This window comes from Brachybacterium sp. AOP43-C2-M15, assembly GCF_052446295.1.
Taxonomy (GTDB): domain Bacteria; phylum Actinomycetota; class Actinomycetes; order Actinomycetales; family Dermabacteraceae; genus Brachybacterium.
The window spans coordinates 155,511-172,111 of sequence record NZ_JBQSWB010000006.1; the positions used below are offsets into that span (position 1 = coordinate 155,511).

Sequence of the window (16,601 nt, forward strand, 5' to 3'; positions counted from 1 at the left end):
TCGAATGCACAGGGCCCGAGTGCGCAGGACTCGAATGCCAAGGGTCCGGGTGCGCAGGGCTCGAGGACAAGGGATCCGGCTGCGATGAGCTCGGGTGCGAAGGGTCCGGGTGCGGCGGGGTCTGAGGCGAAGTCATGTCCCAGACGCTAGGTTCCACCGCACTGCCTGCACATCCGTCGCGGGGAGCGCCGTCGGTCGCGCGCCGTCGAGGGGACGGGTACGTCGAGAGGCGACATCGCGACGGCCCCGGGGCGGAGGCGCCGCCGTCCTCGCCCTCCTAGGCTGGAGGGGTGACCTCCGCCCCGCTCCTCCCCACCCGCCGCGCGCCCTGGGTGATGGACGCGGTGCTCGCCGTCGCCGTCGCCGTCGTGCTGGCGGTCGTGGTCACGATCTCGCAGGCGGCGGAGGGCCTGCCCGCCTCGCCGCTCGCGCTGGTGTTCGTGGCCGGTTTCGGTGCGGTGCTGCTGCTTCGCAGGCGCCTGCCGGTCGCGGTGCTGGTGCTCAGCGCCCTGGGCACCTTCGCCTATTACACGTTGGATCTGCCCACGATCGGGGTGGCGCTGCCGGTGGTCGCGGCTCTGTTCTCGGCCGCCGAGCAGGGTCGGCTGCGCTGGGCGATCGGCGTCGGGGCGGTGGTGGTGGCCGTCGCGATGGCTTTCCGGGTGCGGGACGACCCGCAGCCGCTGGGCATCCTCCTGGGCACCGACGCGATGACGAACCTCGCCCTCAGCGCGGCCGGGATCGCGCTCGGGCACGCGGTGCGCTCCCACCGTCTGCGCTCGGCGCAGCAGGCGCAGATCGCCCGGCTCCAGGAGCAGCAGGGCCGGCGCGAGGCGGAGCTGCGACTGCGGGACGAGCGCGAGCGGATCTCGCGGGAGCTGCATGACACGGTCGGCCACTCGCTCTCGGTGATCTCCCTGCACAGCGGGGTCGCGGCCGACGCCGTCGGGCACGATGACGCCGCGGCCACCGAGGCTCTCGCCCGGGTGCGTGACCAGGCGAGGCAGTCCCTCGCCGAGCTGCGGGCGATGGTGCGCCTGCTGCGTACGGAGGATGGGAGGGCGGCCGACGAGCGCGACGGGGGCGGTGCGGACGGCGCGCACGGTGAGGCCGACGGGGCGGCGGAGTCCGCGCGGCACGTGCGCTCCCTGGCCGACCTCCCCGCGCTGCTGGACCCGGCGCGTGCGGCCGGGCTGCGCGTCGCCGAGCACGTCGAGGTGGCTCCCGGCGATCTCTCCTCCGCCGTGGACGGCGCCGCGTACCGGATCGTGCAGGAGTCGGTGACCAATGTTCTGCGCCATGCCCGCGCGACGACCCTGGAGGTCACGGCCGGGATCGAGGACGGGAGGCTGCACGTGCTCGTGGCCGACGACGGCGGCGGGGCGGATCTGCGCGCCCCGTCGGCCGGCGTGGGCCTGCTGGGCATGCAGGAGCGCGCCCGGCTGCTCGGCGGCACTCTCGCCCTGCGCAGCACCCCCGGCGAGGGCTTCACGGTCGAGGCGGAGCTGCCGGCGCGGCTCGACCGCGACGGCGCACCCCCTCGTCGGCCCCGCAGTCACGCGCACGACAGACCCGAGCTCGACAGTTTCGCGCCCCGCAGTCCCGAGCTCGACCGTTTCGAGCCCGACAGTCCCGCGCCCGAGCATCCCCACCCCGACGGAAGGTCCCTGCCATGATCCGCCTCGTGCTGGTGGACGACCAGGAGCTGGTGCGCACCGGTCTGCGCTCCCTCGCCGAGCGAGACGGCGACATCGAGGTGGTGGGCGAGGCGGCCGACGGGCGCACCGGGATCGCCCGGGTGCGGGAGCTGCGACCCGACGTGGTGCTCATGGACATCAGGATGCCGCAGCTGGACGGCATCGCCGCCACGGCACGTATCACCGCCGATGGCGACCTCGACGGCGTGCGGGTCATCGTGCTGACCACCTTCGACGAGGACGAGGACGTGCTGTCCGCGATCCGCGCCGGCGCCGCCGGCTATCTGCTCAAGGACGTCGCCCCCGCGGACCTGCGCTCCGCGATCCGGGTGGTCGCGGGCGGGGACTCGCTGCTCTCGCCGTCGGTGACCACCACGGTGCTCGGGCAGCTCGGATCGCGGCTGCACACCAGCACCGACCCGGGCCTGCTGGAGGGCCTCACCCCGCGGGAGCGGGAGGTGCTGTCGCTGGTAGGGCGGGGGCTGTCCAACGACGAGATCGGGGCGCAGCTGTTCCTCTCCCCGGCCACCGCGCGCACCTACGTGAGTCGCCTGCTGGCGAAGCTGCAGGCCAGGGACCGCTCCCGGCTGGTCGTGCTCGCCTACGAGTCCGGGCTGGTCCGGCCGGGCGAGGGCGAGCCGACGCCCTGAACGAACGGGGCCGACCGCCGTCGACGGACGGGCCGACAGCCGTGAGCCGCCGGAGCCGACGCCCTGAGCCGACGGGCCGACAGTCCTGAGCGAGCGAGGTCAGCAGTCCCGCACGAGACGCAGCAGCACACGGGCGCCGAAGCGGATCGCGTCCACCGGCACCCGCTCGTCGATCCCGTGGAACAGCGGGGCGAAGTCGAGGTCCGCCGGCAGCTGCAGCGGGGCGAAGCCATAGCCGTCGATGCCGATCTGGGCGAGCTGCTTGTTGTCGGTGCCGGCGCTGAGGCAGTAGGGGATCAGCTCCGCGCCCGGGTCCTCGGCGCGGATCGAGCGGTGCATCGCCTCGACGAAGGGGGTGTCGTGCGGGGCGTCCAGCGAGATGCCGATCTTGTCGACGACGAGCTCCACGTGCGGGCCGGAGAGCTCATCGATGAGGGCGAGCAGATCGTCCTGGTGGCCGGGCAGGAAGCGGCAGTCGAGCTCGGCCTCGGCGGTCTGGGGGATCACGTTGCCCTTGTAGCCGGCGTGGAAGGTGGTCACGTTGGCGCTGTCGGCGAGGGTGCCGGTGACGAACTGACGCGCCCCGCCCAGCAGCGGCAGGAACGCGTCGACGTCGGACTCGTCCCACGGGGTGCCGGTGATCCCGGAGACCGTGTCGAACAGGGTGCGCACGCTGGCCACGTACTCGCGGGGGAACCGGTGCGCATCGATCGCGGCGACAGCCTGCGCCAGGCGCACGATCGCGTTCTCGTCATTGGGGACCGAGCCGTGGCCGGCGCGGCCCGCGGCCCTCAGGCGCAGCCACGCGTAGCCCTTCTCGGCGGTCTGCAGCAGGTAGGCGCGCACGTCCCCCTCGCCATCCCGGCGCGGCAGCGTGATCGAGTATCCGCCCACCTCGCTGATCGCCTCGGTGCAGCCCTCGAACACGTCCCGGCGGTGCTCGATCATCCAGCGGGAGCCGTAGGTGCCGCCGGCCTCCTCGTCGGCGAACATGATGATCACGAGGTCGCGCGGCGGCTTCTGCCCGGTGCGGGCGAGGTGGCGCACGACGGCCAGGATCATGCCGTCCATGTCCTTCATGTCCACGGCGCCGCGACCGTACAGGACGCCGTCGAGGACCTCCGCGGCGAAGGGGTCCACGGACCAGTCCTCGGCGTTCGCGGGCACCACGTCGAGGTGTCCGTGGATCACGAGGCCCCCGCGCTCGCGGTCCTCCCCGGGGATCCGCACCACCACGCTCGTGCGCCCCGGGGCCGACTCGATGATCTCGGGCGCCAGACCCACCTCCTCGAGCTGCCCGACGACATAGTCGGCGGCCTCCTGCTCCCCCGGTCCCCAGGAGGCCGGATCGTGGCCGCCGTAGTTCGAGGAGTCGATGCGGATCAGGTCCCGGGTGATGCGCACGGCCTCGTCCTGGACGAGGGCGAGCTGCTCGGGCGTGGGGTCGGTGAGGGGCACCGGGTGGGTCCTTCCGTCGGGGGCTTCGTGCGGTCGGGGGCGTCCTGTCGCCGGTCTCCCAGGTCGCCGGTCTCCCAGGGCGTGGGTCTCCCGGGGCGTCGGTCTCCCCGGGCGTCGGTCTCTCGGGGCGTCGGTCTCTCGGGGCGTCGAGCCGTCGGCCCATCGGGGCGTGGAGCCCCGACGGACCCGCGATCCGTCGGTCCGCCATGTCTTTGATATCACCGTGACGAGAACGAGGATGCCGTGAAAGGATCATGCCCGGTCGCGGACGCTGTCCGTCGGCCGCTCCGGTGGGTGACCCGACCGCTCCGACCCGACGGGTCGCAGGCGGTCAGACGGGTTCCGGCCCGTCGGACCCTCGAAGACGAAAGCACCATCTTTTCACCATGCGCGCTTCCACCCCCACCCCGACCGGCGAGCTGCCCGCCCTCGACACCCCTGGGATCGTCGCCGGCGGTGCCGCGTCCGCCGACGCCGCGGACGCCACCCGCGACGGCGCCGACGACCCGACCACGACCGTGCACGACGGCCACCCCGTCGCGGGAGTCCGTGTCGCCCCGATCATCGCGGTGCTGGTGGTCTCCGCCTTCGTGATGATCCTCAACGAGACCCTGCTCTCCGTCGCGCTGCCCACGCTGATGGCCGACCTGTCGATCACGGCGGTCGTCGCGCAGTGGCTCTCGACCGGCTTCATGCTCACCATGGCCGTGGTCATCCCCACCACCGGCTTCCTCATGAAGCGGCTGTCCGTGCGCACGGTGTTCACCGTCGCGATGCTGCTGTTCCTGACCGGCACCGCGATCGCCGTGGTCGCCCCCAGCTTCCCCGTGCTGCTGGCGGCCCGGGTGGTGCAGGCGGCCGGCACCGCGATGGTGCTGCCCCTGCTGATGACCACCGTCCTGGCGCTGGTGCCGATCACGGCCCGCGGACTGGTGATGGGCCTGGTGGGCGTGGTCATCTCGGCCGCCCCGGCGTTGGGGCCGACGACCTCCGGGTTCATCCTCGAGCGCTGGTCCTGGCACTACCTGTTCGTGATGATGCTGCCGATCATCGTCGTCGCCCTGGTGATCGGCCTGCTCTTCATCCGCAACTACACCGAGCCGCAGAAGGTGCGCCTCGACACCGTCTCCGTGGTCCTCTCCGCGATCGGCTTCGGCGGCGTCATCTACGCACTGGCCTCGATCAGCTCGATCGTCGACGGCAGCAGCCGCCTGGCTCCGCTGCTCGCGGCCGCTGTGGGCCTGCTCTCCCTGGCCGTGTTCACCGCCCGGCAGCTCCGCATGCTCGCCCGCGGCGACGAGCCGCTGCTGGACCTGCGGCCCCTGGCGGTGCGCACCTACACGGTCTCCGTGCTGGTGATCCTGATGGGCTTCGCGACCATGCTGGGCACCGTCGTGGCGCTGCCGCTGTACATGACCGGCGCGCTCGGCATCTCGTCCCTGCAGGTGGGCCTGACCATGCTCCCGGGCGCCGCCGCCTCCGGCCTGCTGGGACCCATCGTCGGCGCGCTCTACGACCGCTTCGGCCCGCGCCCGATCGTGGTGCCCGGCATCGCGCTGATGGCGCTGGTGTGCTGGCTCGAGGTGATCCTGCTCGACGCCGAGTCGACCACGGGCATGATCATCGCGCTGAACGTGCCGCTGGGGCTGGGCATGGCCATGGTCATGACCCCGCTGATGACCCTCTCCCTCGGTGCGCTGCCGCGCTCGCTGTACGGCCACGGCTCGGCGATCCTCAACACCCTGCAGCAGCTGGCCGGGGCGCTCGGCACCGCGGTGTTCATCGCGATGCTGACCCTCGGCGCGGTCGTCTCGGCGCAGACCGGGGCGTCGGAGCAGGTCGCCCAGGCCCACGGCGCCACCTGGGCGTTCGCCGTCGGCGGCGTGATGTGCACGATCGGCCTGGCGCTCGCGGTGACCCTGCGCGCCCACCCGGCGGAGGCCGAGCCGGCCCGCTGAGCCGCCCGGCCCGGCCGCGCCTCGCGCCGGCCCCGACCGCACGGTCCGGGGGCGCCCCGTCGTGCGCGGCCGCCCGCCGCACCACCGGCTCCTCCCCGTCGTGCCGTCAAGCCCTCCGGCGGGCAGGAGTACCGGGGCTGTCGTGCCGGAGGGTCCATGGATGACAATGAACCATGACGGTCACGATCAGATCCCTGGAAGTCGCGGTCCCCGGCACCGAGCTGACGCAGGAGGAGCTGCGGGACGTCTTCCTGGCCCAGGACGATCTGAGCCGGCTCGGCTCACGCCTGGTGTCCACCTCCTTCGACTCCTCCGGCATCGAGCGCCGCTACAGCGCCGTCGACGAGTGGGATGCCGCCCCGACCGACGAGGAGCCGCTCTTCTTCGACCAGGCCAGCGGCCAGTTCCTCAATCCCACCACCGGGGCCCGCAACCGGGTCTACGCCCGTGAGGCGACGGAGCTGTACATCCGCTCCGCCACGGAGGCCCTGGCCGCCGCGGAGGGGGTCGAGGCGGCCGACGTCACCCACGTCATCACCGTCTCCTGCACCGGCTTCTTCGCCCCCGGCCCGGACTACCGGATCGTGCGCGCCCTGGACCTGAAGCCCTCGGTGCAGCGCTACCACCTGGGGTTCATGGGCTGCTATGCGGCCTTCCCCGCCCTGCGCCAGGCGCAGACCATCTGCCGGGCCGATCCCGAGGCCGTGGTGCTGGTGGTCAGCGTCGAGCTGTGCACCCTGCACGTGCGCACCTCGAACGATCCCGACACCATCGTCGGCTCCTCCCTGTTCGCCGACGGGGCCGCCGCCGCGGTCGTGACCGGCCGGGACCAGCCCGCCGACACCCCGCTGCTGCAGCTGGACCATTTCGAGACGGTGCTGACCCCGGTCGGCGAGGAGGCGATGGCCTGGAACATCGGCGACAACGGCTTCGAGATGGTGCTGGGCACCTACGTCCCCCACATCATCGACGAGCACATCGTCGAGGCGCTGGCCCCGCTGCTGGCCCGCGACCCGTCCCTCACCGGGAGGTCGTACCGCGACATCGAGCAGTGGGCGATCCATCCCGGGGGCCGCAGCATCCTGGACAAGGTCGAGGCCAAGCTGGGCCTGGACGAGCAGCAGCTGGTGCCCGCCCGCGAGACGCTGCGGGACTACGGGAACATGTCCAGCGCGACCGTCATGTTCGTCCTGAAGAACATCCTGGACCGGGCCCGCCCCGGCACCCGGGAGCGGGTGTGCGGCATGGCCTTCGGGCCGGGCCTGACCGTGGAGACGGGGCTGATGACCACGATCGGCGCGCCGGAAGCGGCGACAGCGGCGACGGCGGCCGGCGCGCCGGAGGCGGCGGGCGCCCCGGAGGCCTCCGCGGGAGCGACCTCGAGGCCATGATCCTCCCGCCCCTCGAGCACCGGGACCGGCACGCGGCCGAGCGGATGGACGCCCCGGACTGCGACCGGCAGATGCTCGAGCGCACCTACGCGCAGTTCCCGGTCGTCAACGCCCTGGTCGCCGGCTGGCGCACCGCCTACCGTCGTCATGTGCGGCCGCTGCTGCGCCGCGGGACGACCACCACCGCGCTGGACATCGGCTCCGGCGGCGGAGACCTCACCCGCGCCCTGACCCGCTGGGCCCGCCGCGACGGCTTCCGGCTGCAGATCACCGGCATCGACCCCGATCCCCGTGCCCACGCATGGGCACAGCGCAGACCTCCCGAGCCGGGACTGTCCTTCCGCCGGGCGCTCAGCGGCGACCTGGTCGCCGAGGGGTGCTCGGTGGACCTGGTGGTCTCCAACCATCTGCTCCACCACCTCGACGAGCCGCAGCTCGCAGCGCTGCTGTCCGACTCGCAGCTCCTGGCCCGCCGGCGCGTGATCCACAGCGACATCGCCCGCAGCCGCACCGCCTATGCCCTGTTCTCGATCGGCACCCGGCCCTTCTTCCCGGGCTCGTTCATCCGCGAGGACGGGCTGACCTCGATCCGCCGCAGCCGCACGGCCGACGAGCTGCGCGAGCTCGCACCGTCCCCGTGGCGCGTCGAGCAGCTGGGGCCGTGGCGGAACCTGCTGATGCACGAGACCCCCGGCGCATGACGGGGCGCACCACGGGGCACATCACGCGGCGCGCGTCGGGGCGCACTGCAGGGAACAGCTGCGACGTCCTGATCGTGGGCGGCGGGCCGTGCGGGCTGCTGCTGGCCGCCCTGCTCGCCCGGCGCGGGGTGGACGTGGTGGTCCTCGAGCGGCGCCGGGCACCGTCGGCCCGTTCTCGCGCGATCGGCCTGCACCCGCCGGCGCTGGAGGCGCTGCGCGCCGTGGGGCTGGACGAGGCGGCCGTCGCCGAGGGAGCCGCGATCGCCGTCGGCGAGGCCCGCGGCCGCGGTCGACGGCTGGGCGAGGTGACCTTCGAACGGGCCTGGCCGCAGCGGCCCTACGTGCTCTCCCTGCCGCAGAGCCGCACCGAGGCGCTGCTCGAGGAGCGGCTCGCCGAGCTCGCGCCCGCGGCCCTGCATCGCGGGGTCGAGGTCACCGGGCTCGACGCCGACGGGGGCGACGTGACGCTGACCGCCCGGAGGGCCGCACCGCGCGGCGCCGCCGGCGAGGCGGGTCCGGTCCGATGGCGGGCGCGCGCCGTGGTCGGCGCCGACGGCTCCCGCAGCATGCTCCGCGATCTGGCCGGGATCAGAGCGCGCCGCACGACCTACCCGGACACGTATCTCATGGGGGACTTCGCCGACCCGGGCGCCGACGGGCGAGCGAGGATCCACCTCGAACCCGACGGGGTGGTGGAGTCGTTCCCGCTCCCCGGGGCCGTGCGCCGCTGGGTCGCGCACACCGGGACCGCCCCGTCGGCCCGCACTCCCGCGGACCTGGCCGCGGTGGTCCGCCGCCGCACCGGTGCGCAGATCGACCCGGGCACGAACACCATGATCAGCGCGTTCGGGGTGGGTCGGCGCACCGCGCGGCGCATGGTCGAGGGACGGGTGGTGCTGATCGGCGACGCCGCCCATGAGGTCAGCCCGATCGGCGGGCAGGGCATGACCCTGGGATGGCTGGACGCGCTCGCCCTGGCCCCGCTGCTGGAGGATGCGGTGCACCGGGAGCTGAGATGCCCTCTGCAGCAGGCCCCGGGTTTCCGCGAGCTCGAGCGGGCGCGCCTGCGCTCGGCCCGGGCCGCCGGGCGTCTCGCGCACCTGAACACGGCGCTGGGCCGCCCCCTGCCGCTCCCCCTCGCCCGGGCACGCGACCTCCTCCTGCGCGGCCTCCTGCGCACGCCCCTGCGCCACGGCCTCGCCCGCGCCTACTCGATGCGGCGGCGCTCGGGGATCCGGGCGCAGGCGCTCCCGCCCGGGTCACTCCCGCCCGGGTGAGCCGGGGCGCGAGCATCGGCGCTCCCAGCACCGGCGCTCCCAGCACCGGCGCTCTCGGCACCGGCACCCTCAGCACCGGCGTTCTCAGCTCCGGCGCTGCCCGCGGCGCAGCTCCGCGGCGAACCGCGATATCGCCTCCGCCCCGACCACGTCCTCCTCCCCCAGCGGGACCTCCTGCAGCGGCAGGTCCGGCAGGGCGGCGGTGAGGGTGCGGAGGTGCTCGTCCTCGAGGGCGCGTCGGCGGTCCAGGAACTCGCCGCGCCCCGCCGGGATGCGCTTGTTGACCACCAGGGCGCCCACGTCCACACCGGTGCGGGTGAGCTCCTCGTGCAGCTCGATGCTCTCCAGCACGGGCAGGCGCTCGGCGGCGAGCACGATCGCGAAGGACGAGGTCCCGGCATCGACGAGCACCTCCCGCAGGCCGGCGAGCCGGTCGCGGCGCCGCAGCAGGATGGAGCGGATCTCCTGGTCGCGCTCCTCGAGCGGATCGCGCGGCGCGGCCGAGCCGACGATCGCGGGCGCGTCCAGCCCGCGCATCGCCGCGCCGAGCTTCTCGGACCTCTCACGCCGGGCCAGCAGACCGTCGGTCCACGCCGTCATCACCTCGGGCAGCGCCATCAGCCGTGCGGTGTGCCCGGTCGGGGCGGTGTCGAAGACGACCAGGTCGTAGTCCCGCAGCCCGAGCTCGACCAGCTCCGTGATGCGCTCGAGCACCGCCGCCTCGTGAGTTCCCGGCGAGCGGCGCGAGAGCTCCATGTGCTTGTCCACCTCCCCCGCGAGGGCGGCGGGCATGAGTCGCTTGAGCGTGCGGGAGACGTCCTGCAGATGGTGGTCGGTGGTGGCGTCGGGGTCGATCTCGATCCCGTGCAGGAGGCCCTGCCCCGCGGTCCCCCGCCCGCCCGTCGTCGGATCGAGGGCGGTGGCGCGGTCCCCGATCCGTCGGTCCCAGAGGTGCCCGAGGTTGTGGGCGGGATCGGTCGAGACCAGCAGGGTGCGCCGGCCCTCCCGGGAGGCGGCGAGCGCGGTCGCGGAGGCGAGGGTGGTCTTGCCGACCCCGCCCTTGCCGCCCAGGAACAGCACACGGCGCCGTGCGGCGAGGCTCAGCAGCATCGGTACTCCTCCAGCGGGGAGCGCTCCATGCCCATCCGTCGGTGCCAGTCGTGGAAGCTGTCGTAGAGCACGGGCAGCAGCTCGGCCGTGTAGTAGGAGGCCGGGTTCGGCACGCCCAGCATCTCGCTCATCACCAGCATCCGGAACAGGTCGTCCTCGTCCCGCTGGGCGCGGGCGAAGGTGCGGCGGTAGGGGGCGACGTAGAACTCCCGCAGCCCCTCGCTCAGCGCCCGCCAGCGCTCCGCGAGGGGCCGACGGCCCTCGGGACCACGACCATCGGGACGACCCTCGGGGCCGGACTCTCCCTCGGCCACCCGTCCCACGCCGTCGGCCGCCCGTCTCACTCCGTCGGGCGCCCGTCGGCGCCGACGGAGTCGAGCTCGTCCTCGTCCTCGGGGTCCGGCTCCGCGCTGCGGGCCCGGTTCAGGGCGATCGCGGACTCGACGATCACCCAGACCGCGGCGATCAGGATGATCACGTCCATGATCAGCAGCAGCCAGTTGCCCTGCGAGTAGAAGTCGCCCATCTGCACGAGCAGCGCGAAGACGCTCACGAACAGCACGAACAGCAGCGGGATCGCGATCGGCAGCACCGGGCGGCGCTTGCGCATCAGCATCACCGCGAGGATCGACAGGGTCAGCCCGGCCAGGATCTGGTTGGTGGTGCCGAACAGCGGCCAGATCACCATGCCGCCGGTGCCGCCGGCGCCCGCCCCGAAGGCCAGGGCCAGGCACACCGCCAGCACCACGAGCGTGGCGACGGCGGTGCCGAGCCGCAGGCCCACGATCTGCCCGATCTCCTGGACCACGAAGCGCTGCAGGCGCACCCCGGTGTCCATGGTGGTGGCGGCGAACAGCACCGCCATGGTGGCGAGGATGGTCGCGGACAGCGAGGTGGGGATGCCCAGGCCGGAGTTCAGGATCGCTCCGCCGCCCTCGACGAAGGCCGCGACGCCGCCCTCGTTGAACGCCGTGTACACCGCCTCCCAGTCCGCCAGGGTGCGGTAGCCGGCGGTGGTCGCGATGATCGCGCCGAGTGCCAGCAGCCCCTCGCCCACCGCTCCGAAGTAGCCGACGAAGCGGGCGTCGGTCTCCTTGTCGAGCTGCTTGGAGGAGGTGCCCGAGGAGACGATGCCGTGGAAGCCGGAGATGGCTCCGCAGGCGATCGTCACGAACAGCAGCGGCATGATGCCGGGAGTGCCCTCGGGGACGTTCGCGTTCACCGCGGGGGCGACCACCTGCGGATGGAAGATCAGCACCGCACCGTAGAGCAGGCCCAGGCCGATGAACAGCTGCAGGCCGTTGATGTAGTCGCGCGGCTGCAGCAGCACCCACACCGGCAGCACCGAGGCGATCGCGGCGTAGATGAACAGCACCAGGATCCAGAACGGCTCGGCACCGATGCCGAGGATGTTCTCCGGCAGCACGATGGGCACTGCATCGCCGAGCAGGATCAGCGCGTACAGGGCGATCACGCCCACCGCGGAGACGATCGGGAGGTTCCACTTCAGGCGGTAGATCGCCTGCCCGATGAGCACCGCGACCACGAGCGCGCCCCAGGTGGGGATCACGGCCGTGGGGGTGGTCACCAGCAGACCGGCGATGACCACCGCGAACACGGTGTTGACCATGAGCAGCAGCAGGAAGATGACCACCAGGAACAGGCGGCTGCCGCGCTTGCCGATGTAGCGCTCGGACAAGGTGCCGATGGACTGGCCGCGGTTGCGGACCGAGGCCCACAGCGCGCCGAGGTCGTGCATGCCGGCGAAGAAGACGGTGCCGAGGGTGACCCAGAGGAAGGCGGGCAGCCAGCCCCAGATCACGGCGACCGCGGGGCCGACGATGGGGGCGGCTCCCGCGACCGAGGTGAAGTGGTGGCCCCAGAGGATGAACTTGTTGGTGGGGACGAAGTCGACCCCGTCCTTCAGCTCATGGGCGGGGGTGCGGAAGGAGGCGCTGAGCCGGTAGACGCGACGGCCCAGGAACCGGGAGTAGAGGAGGTAGCCGGCCACCATCATGGTGACGCCGACGACGGCGAGGACCAGGGAGTTCATGGAACTGTCCTTCGGTCGGGGGGCGGGAGCACGTCACCCCACCAGGTGACCGGAGCGACGGCCGACAGTGGCCGCGCTCCCATCGGGTCCTCGTCGGGCGCGATCCTCGCATCGTAGAGGAGAGCCCTCCCCGAGGCGGGCGCGCCCTGCCGCGGCGACGGTCACGATGCGGTCACCGTCGCAGGTCAGGCAGTCCCGCCCGTCAGTCGATGACGGCGGCGATCGCCTCGATCTCCACCAGCTGGTCGTCGTACCCGAGAACGGTGACGCCCACGAGGGTGCTGGGCACGTCGTGCTTCCCGAACCTCTCGCGCACCACGTTCCAGGCGGTGACCAGGTCCCGCTGATCGGTGGTGGCGACGGAGACCCGCGTGGAGAGCACGTCCTCGACGCGGGCTCCGGCATCGGCCAGGGCCGTGGTCATGTTCTCGAGGCACTTCGCGGCCTGCGCGGCGTAGTCGCCCGGGGCATGGGTGGAGCCGTCGGCCTCGAGCGGGCAGGACCCGGCCAGCACGATCAGCCGCGAGTTCGCGGGAGCGGTCGCGGCGTAGGCGTACTGGGCGACGTCGGAGAGGGCGCTCGAGCGGATCAGGGTGATGTTCATGGAGGTCTCCTCGGAAGCGGCGGCAGGCGAGGGGCCCGCGGCGGCGGCCTCGCCCGCCCCCAGTATCTCGCGGGCGTTCCCGGCGCCCCTCCCCTACGCTGATCGGCCCCTCCCCTACGCTGATCGGATGGTCAGGGTGATCTTCATGTGCGGGCCGGCGGGATCCGGGAAGTCGACCGTCGCGCGCCGCCTGGAGACCGAGGGCATGGTGAGGCTGTCGATGGACACCGAGGCCTGGGCGCGCGGGCACCGCACCATGCCGCTGCCCGAGGAGGTGCGGACCGCGATCGCCGCCGACCTCGAGCAGCGCCTGCTGGCCTGCGTGGACGAGGGCCGGGACGTCGTGCTCGACCTGTCCTTCTGGTCCCGGGAGATGCGGGACCGGTGGCGGGCGCTGCTCGCCCCGTCGGGCGTCGTGCCGGAGATCGTGCAGGTCGTCGCCGAGAGGTCCACCGCGCTGGCCCGGATCGAGGCGCGGGCCGCGGAGCACGGCGACGACTTCCGCCTGCCGCCGGCGCTCGCGGAGAGGTACTACGACCACTTCCAGGCGCCGACGGAGGACGAGGGCCCCCTGACCGTGGTCCGCACCGGCTGAGGCGAGGGGTCGCTACGCTTCGGCGATGAGCTCCTCGACCACCCTCGACTCCCTGTTCGGTCTGGACGGACGCACCGCCCTGGTCACCGGCGGCAGTTCCGGGATCGGCCGCGGGATCGCCGATGCCCTCGCCGGGGCGGGAGCGCGCGTGCTGGTCGCAGCCCGCACGCCGGGCGCGATCGACGAGGCCGTCGCGGCGATCCGGGCCGACGGCGGCACCGCCGAGGGCCTGCAGGCCGATCTCTCCACCCGCGCCGGCGCCCACGCCCTGGCCGACGCCGCCGGGGCGGTCGACATCCTGGTGAGCTGTGCGGGGATCAACCTGCGGCCGCCGATGCCGGAGCTGGACGAGCCCACCTGGGACGCGACCATGGCCGTGAACCTCGAGGCCCCCTTCGTGCTCGGCCAGCGGCTCGCCCCCGGGATGGCGGAGCGCGGCTTCGGGCGCCTGATCCACATCAGCTCGCAGCAGGCGCACCGACCCTTCGGGGACAGCGGCGCGTACGGCGTCTCGAAGGCCGCCGTGGAAGGACTCGCCCGGGTGCAGGCGGAGGCCTGGTCCTCACAGGGGGTCACGGCGAACGTGCTGATCCCGGGCTTCGTGCCCACGCCCCTGAACCGGCGACTGAGCTCCGATCCCGCACGCGTGGACGCCCTCGCCGCGCGGACCCTCGTCGGCCGGAACGGGCTGCCCGAGGACTTCGCGGGCGCCGCGGTGTTCCTCGCCGGACCGGGCTCGGCCTACGTCACCGGGCAGTCGATCGCGGTGGACGGCGGCTTCTCCGTCCACTGAGCCGGCGCGCGGTCCACGGAGCCGGTGCGCTGAGCCGACGGTGAACGCGCCCCGCGGCCGTGACGTCCGGGCCGAGCTGCGCGTTGGTCACGTCGTCCTCGGCTCGACCTCGGCGGACGAGAGCGCACGGAGATAGCGCCGGGTGAGGACCTCCTGGACGAGTCGTGCGACGGGTCCGCCCAGCCGCGCGTACCAGGTGGCAGGCCTGGAGACCGCGTCGAGGTGGAAGCGCACCGTCCCGTTCCCGCTGCGGGACACAGTGAACTGCTCGATGCCGGACTCGGGGTGTCCGGGCAGGGTGCCGTAGGCGAAGCCGGCACGGTCCGGTTCGTCGACCACCCACAGGACCCGGCAGGGGGCGAGGACCGACAGCGGACCGACACCCAGGCGCAGCCGCACCTCGGTCCCCTCCTCGAGCGGCGTGCGCGTGGCCCGGACCTGCAGACCGGCGCGGCGGTGCACCGCCCAGGACAGCAGCTCCGCCCGCGCGCGCTCGTAGTCCGTGCCCAGGAGGACCGCGCTGCGGTGGAGGCGGCGGTGCCCGACGGGCGGTCTCTCCAGCGCGTCGAGTGGGACGGTGACCATCGCGGACTCGCACTCCTCCCGCCCGGTGGGATCGGAGAGCGAGCACATGACGGGACCGTACCGGGGACGGTCGCGATGCTCCAGGGAGCGGATGCTCCGCGCCGGCGCCGGCCCCTTCGGTCAGGCCCCGCTGCGGGCGGCGGCGGAGGCGATGCCGATCCAGGTGTGGCGGTTGTTCCACCAGCACCAGCCGAGCTTCGGGGCGTCTTTGCGTTCCTTGTCCTCGGGCCATCCGGCGACAGCGGTGTGTCGGGGGTTTCCGGGACAGTTCCCCGCGCCTGTCCCCCTGCCCCCGCTGGCGTTCACGACCCAGGAGGCGACGGCCGTCGCGGCCGGTCCGAGCATCATGATGGGCTCGCCCTTCGCCGAGGACGCCCGCCGTGCGATGGACAAGGTGCTGGTCGCCATGCCGCCCGAGCGGCGGGATCGGGCTCGCTCCCTCGCCGCCCGCGTTGCCACTATGGCCCCGGAGGGGCCGACGGACCCGGATGTCGCCGCGGCGGTGCGCGAGGCGCTCGATGCGCCGCGGGTCCTCGAGCTCGAGTGCTCCTCGCACGAGCCCGGTGAGCACACCCGCCCCGCCGTGGAGCCGCTGGGGCTGATCACGGTGCGCGGCGGCTGGATCCTGGTGGGGTGGTGCCGGCTGCGTGGCGGGGTGCGCGGGTTCCTCACCGACCGGATCCTGTCGCTGCGGATCACCGAGGAGGGCCCTCCTCGGCGCAGACCGGACCCGCTGGAGCAGGACCTCTCGCGCTGGGACTTCCGCGGGCACGAACGCTGAGCGACCCACGGACCCTCCGTGGTCCGCACCGACCGAGGCGTGCGGGACCGCGCGAGGAAGGCGCCGTCGTTCCTCCTGGTTTTGACAGTCGGAGCCGACGGATGTCAGCGTGACGAGGCACACAGGATGATCCGTCAACTCTTCGGAGGGAAACGAGACCATGAAGCGTCGCGCACTGATGACCACACTTCCGGCCGCACTGATCGGGACCGCGCTCGCGGCTCCCGCATCGGCGGAGACCCGTACTTCGGCGACGAGCTCCGGCGCCGACTGCACCGACTGCGCCAACGCAGAGGACAACGGCATCGAGACCGACGAGGATCTCTATGCCGCCATGGACGAGCTGGGGGCGACGTCGGACGCGGATCTCGAGGGCGTCGCGCAGGGCATCCAGAGCGAACGGGACGGCGACACCGTGTCACCGGCCGCCCTCCCGATCGTGGCCATCGGCGTCAAGACCCTGATCGGCTGCGCCTTGTCCGCGGCATGGGTGTTCCGCGACGGGAACGCGACCGCGAACAACGCCGCGTCGCGCCTGGCCGAGGTGATGGTCGGATGCGTCGGCATCCCCGGCGCCCAGTGGGCGGTGACGAAGCTGGCCGTGCTGATCTGGAAGTACCGGACCAAGATCGCGGCGTCGCTCTCGGCAGCGGGCCTGACGGCGGCGCAGCTGGCGCCGCTGCGGAACGCCAAGCACCCGTGATCCCGGAACCGACTCGCGACGACACCAGGTGGGGAGGAGCGGACATGCCTGATCGTGCGAAGTACCTTGCGCTCGTCCTCTCGCTCTACCTGGTGGCGGTCGCCATCGTCGTGACGATCGTGGCGGCGATCTTCCAGCGGCCGTTCGTGGACGTCACCGTGAACCTCGCGCCGGCGATCCTGATCTTCCTGGTCGTGACGATCGTCCACGGCGTGCGGCACGACCTCGACTCCTGACCCGGGGCC

18 protein-coding genes are annotated in these 16,601 nt (G+C 73.1%); 11 read left to right on the forward strand and 7 right to left on the reverse strand.

The annotated features are described in order from the left end of the window. Positions 1–290 precede the first annotated feature (290 nt). Positions 291–1,676: a sensor histidine kinase gene (locus tag ACT3SP_RS08455; protein ID WP_444586829.1), complete on the forward strand. Its 1,386-nt coding sequence runs from the start codon at positions 291–293 to the stop codon at positions 1,674–1,676. Further along, positions 1,673–2,347: a response regulator gene (locus tag ACT3SP_RS08460; RefSeq protein WP_444586830.1), complete on the forward strand. Its 675-nt coding sequence runs from the start codon at positions 1,673–1,675 to the stop codon at positions 2,345–2,347. Before ACT3SP_RS08455 ends, ACT3SP_RS08460 begins: the two co-directional genes overlap by 4 nt. Before the next feature lie 99 nt (positions 2,348–2,446). Here the strand turns inward: ACT3SP_RS08460 and ACT3SP_RS08465 are convergent, their stop codons facing one another. Then, positions 2,447–3,805, reverse strand: a complete 1,359-nt coding sequence (locus ACT3SP_RS08465) for a M20/M25/M40 family metallo-hydrolase (protein ID WP_444586831.1) — start codon at positions 3,803–3,805, stop codon at positions 2,447–2,449. A 386-nt stretch (positions 3,806–4,191) separates the two neighbouring features. Here ACT3SP_RS08465 and ACT3SP_RS08470 point away from each other — a divergent pair, with 386 nt between their 5' ends. From ACT3SP_RS08470 to ACT3SP_RS08485, 4 genes are all read left to right on the forward strand, one after another. Then, the gene (locus ACT3SP_RS08470) at positions 4,192–5,763 is read left to right on the forward strand and encodes an MDR family MFS transporter (RefSeq protein WP_444586832.1); all 1,572 of its coding nucleotides are present in this window, start codon (positions 4,192–4,194) and stop codon (positions 5,761–5,763) included. Between the two features lie 173 nt (positions 5,764–5,936). Further along, on the forward strand, positions 5,937–7,154 hold the full coding sequence (locus ACT3SP_RS08475) for a type III polyketide synthase (protein ID WP_444586833.1): 1,218 nt from the start codon (positions 5,937–5,939) through the stop codon (positions 7,152–7,154). Next, positions 7,151–7,855: a class I SAM-dependent methyltransferase gene (locus ACT3SP_RS08480; protein ID WP_444586834.1), complete on the forward strand. Its 705-nt coding sequence runs from the start codon at positions 7,151–7,153 to the stop codon at positions 7,853–7,855. Before ACT3SP_RS08475 ends, ACT3SP_RS08480 begins: the two co-directional genes overlap by 4 nt. Continuing rightward, the gene (locus ACT3SP_RS08485; RefSeq protein ID WP_444586835.1) at positions 7,852–9,132 is read left to right on the forward strand and encodes an FAD-dependent oxidoreductase; all 1,281 of its coding nucleotides are present in this window, start codon (positions 7,852–7,854) and stop codon (positions 9,130–9,132) included. The genes ACT3SP_RS08480 and ACT3SP_RS08485 overlap by 4 nt, the downstream gene beginning before the upstream one ends. Positions 9,133–9,216: 84 nt before the next feature. Here the strand turns inward: ACT3SP_RS08485 and ACT3SP_RS08490 are convergent, their stop codons facing one another. The 4 genes from ACT3SP_RS08490 to ACT3SP_RS08505 form a co-directional block, all read right to left on the reverse strand. Further along, on the reverse strand, positions 9,217–10,242 hold the full coding sequence (locus ACT3SP_RS08490) for an ArsA family ATPase (RefSeq protein ID WP_444586836.1): 1,026 nt from the start codon (positions 10,240–10,242) through the stop codon (positions 9,217–9,219). After that, positions 10,233–10,469, reverse strand: a complete 237-nt coding sequence (locus tag ACT3SP_RS08495) for a cory-CC-star protein (RefSeq protein ID WP_444586928.1) — start codon at positions 10,467–10,469, stop codon at positions 10,233–10,235. Before ACT3SP_RS08495 ends, ACT3SP_RS08490 begins: the two co-directional genes overlap by 10 nt. A gap of 113 nt (positions 10,470–10,582) precedes the next feature. Further along, complete coding sequence (locus ACT3SP_RS08500; RefSeq protein WP_444586837.1) at positions 10,583–12,295, reverse strand: carbon starvation CstA family protein; 1,713 nt, start codon at positions 12,293–12,295, stop codon at positions 10,583–10,585. Positions 12,296–12,497: 202 nt separating this feature from the next. Further along, positions 12,498–12,899: a RidA family protein gene (locus ACT3SP_RS08505; RefSeq protein ID WP_444586838.1), complete on the reverse strand. Its 402-nt coding sequence runs from the start codon at positions 12,897–12,899 to the stop codon at positions 12,498–12,500. Positions 12,900–13,026: 127 nt separating this feature from the next. Between ACT3SP_RS08505 and ACT3SP_RS08510 the strand changes: the two genes are divergently transcribed. Together ACT3SP_RS08510 and ACT3SP_RS08515 are read left to right on the forward strand one after the other, a co-directional pair. Next, positions 13,027–13,494: an AAA family ATPase gene (locus tag ACT3SP_RS08510; protein WP_444586839.1), complete on the forward strand. Its 468-nt coding sequence runs from the start codon at positions 13,027–13,029 to the stop codon at positions 13,492–13,494. Positions 13,495–13,519: 25 nt separating this feature from the next. After that, positions 13,520–14,287, forward strand: coding sequence for an SDR family NAD(P)-dependent oxidoreductase (locus ACT3SP_RS08515; protein WP_444586840.1), 768 nt, complete (start codon positions 13,520–13,522; stop codon positions 14,285–14,287). A gap of 87 nt (positions 14,288–14,374) precedes the next feature. Here the strand turns inward: ACT3SP_RS08515 and ACT3SP_RS08520 are convergent, their stop codons facing one another. Then, positions 14,375–14,920 (reverse strand): DUF1990 family protein, encoded by a 546-nt coding sequence (locus tag ACT3SP_RS08520; protein WP_444586841.1) that lies wholly within the window; start codon positions 14,918–14,920, stop codon positions 14,375–14,377. 72 nt (positions 14,921–14,992) lie between these two features. Continuing rightward, positions 14,993–15,280 (reverse strand): DUF5701 family protein, encoded by a 288-nt coding sequence (locus ACT3SP_RS08525; RefSeq protein WP_444586842.1) that lies wholly within the window; start codon positions 15,278–15,280, stop codon positions 14,993–14,995. Between ACT3SP_RS08525 and ACT3SP_RS08530 the strand changes: the two genes are divergently transcribed. The 3 genes from ACT3SP_RS08530 to ACT3SP_RS08540 all read left to right on the forward strand — a co-directional run bounded on the left by ACT3SP_RS08530 (position 15,222) and on the right by ACT3SP_RS08540 (position 16,592). Next, a complete protein-coding gene (locus ACT3SP_RS08530; RefSeq protein WP_444586843.1) occupies positions 15,222–15,653 on the forward strand; it encodes a helix-turn-helix transcriptional regulator in 432 nt (143 codons plus the stop codon). The two genes, ACT3SP_RS08525 and ACT3SP_RS08530, sit on opposite strands and share 59 nt — an antisense overlap. 160 nt (positions 15,654–15,813) lie before the next feature. After that, complete coding sequence (locus ACT3SP_RS08535) at positions 15,814–16,356, forward strand: hypothetical protein (protein ID WP_444586844.1); 543 nt, start codon at positions 15,814–15,816, stop codon at positions 16,354–16,356. A gap of 44 nt (positions 16,357–16,400) precedes the next feature. After that, positions 16,401–16,592, forward strand: a complete 192-nt coding sequence (locus tag ACT3SP_RS08540) for a hypothetical protein (protein ID WP_444586845.1) — start codon at positions 16,401–16,403, stop codon at positions 16,590–16,592. The last annotated feature ends 9 nt before the right edge of the window (positions 16,593–16,601 follow it).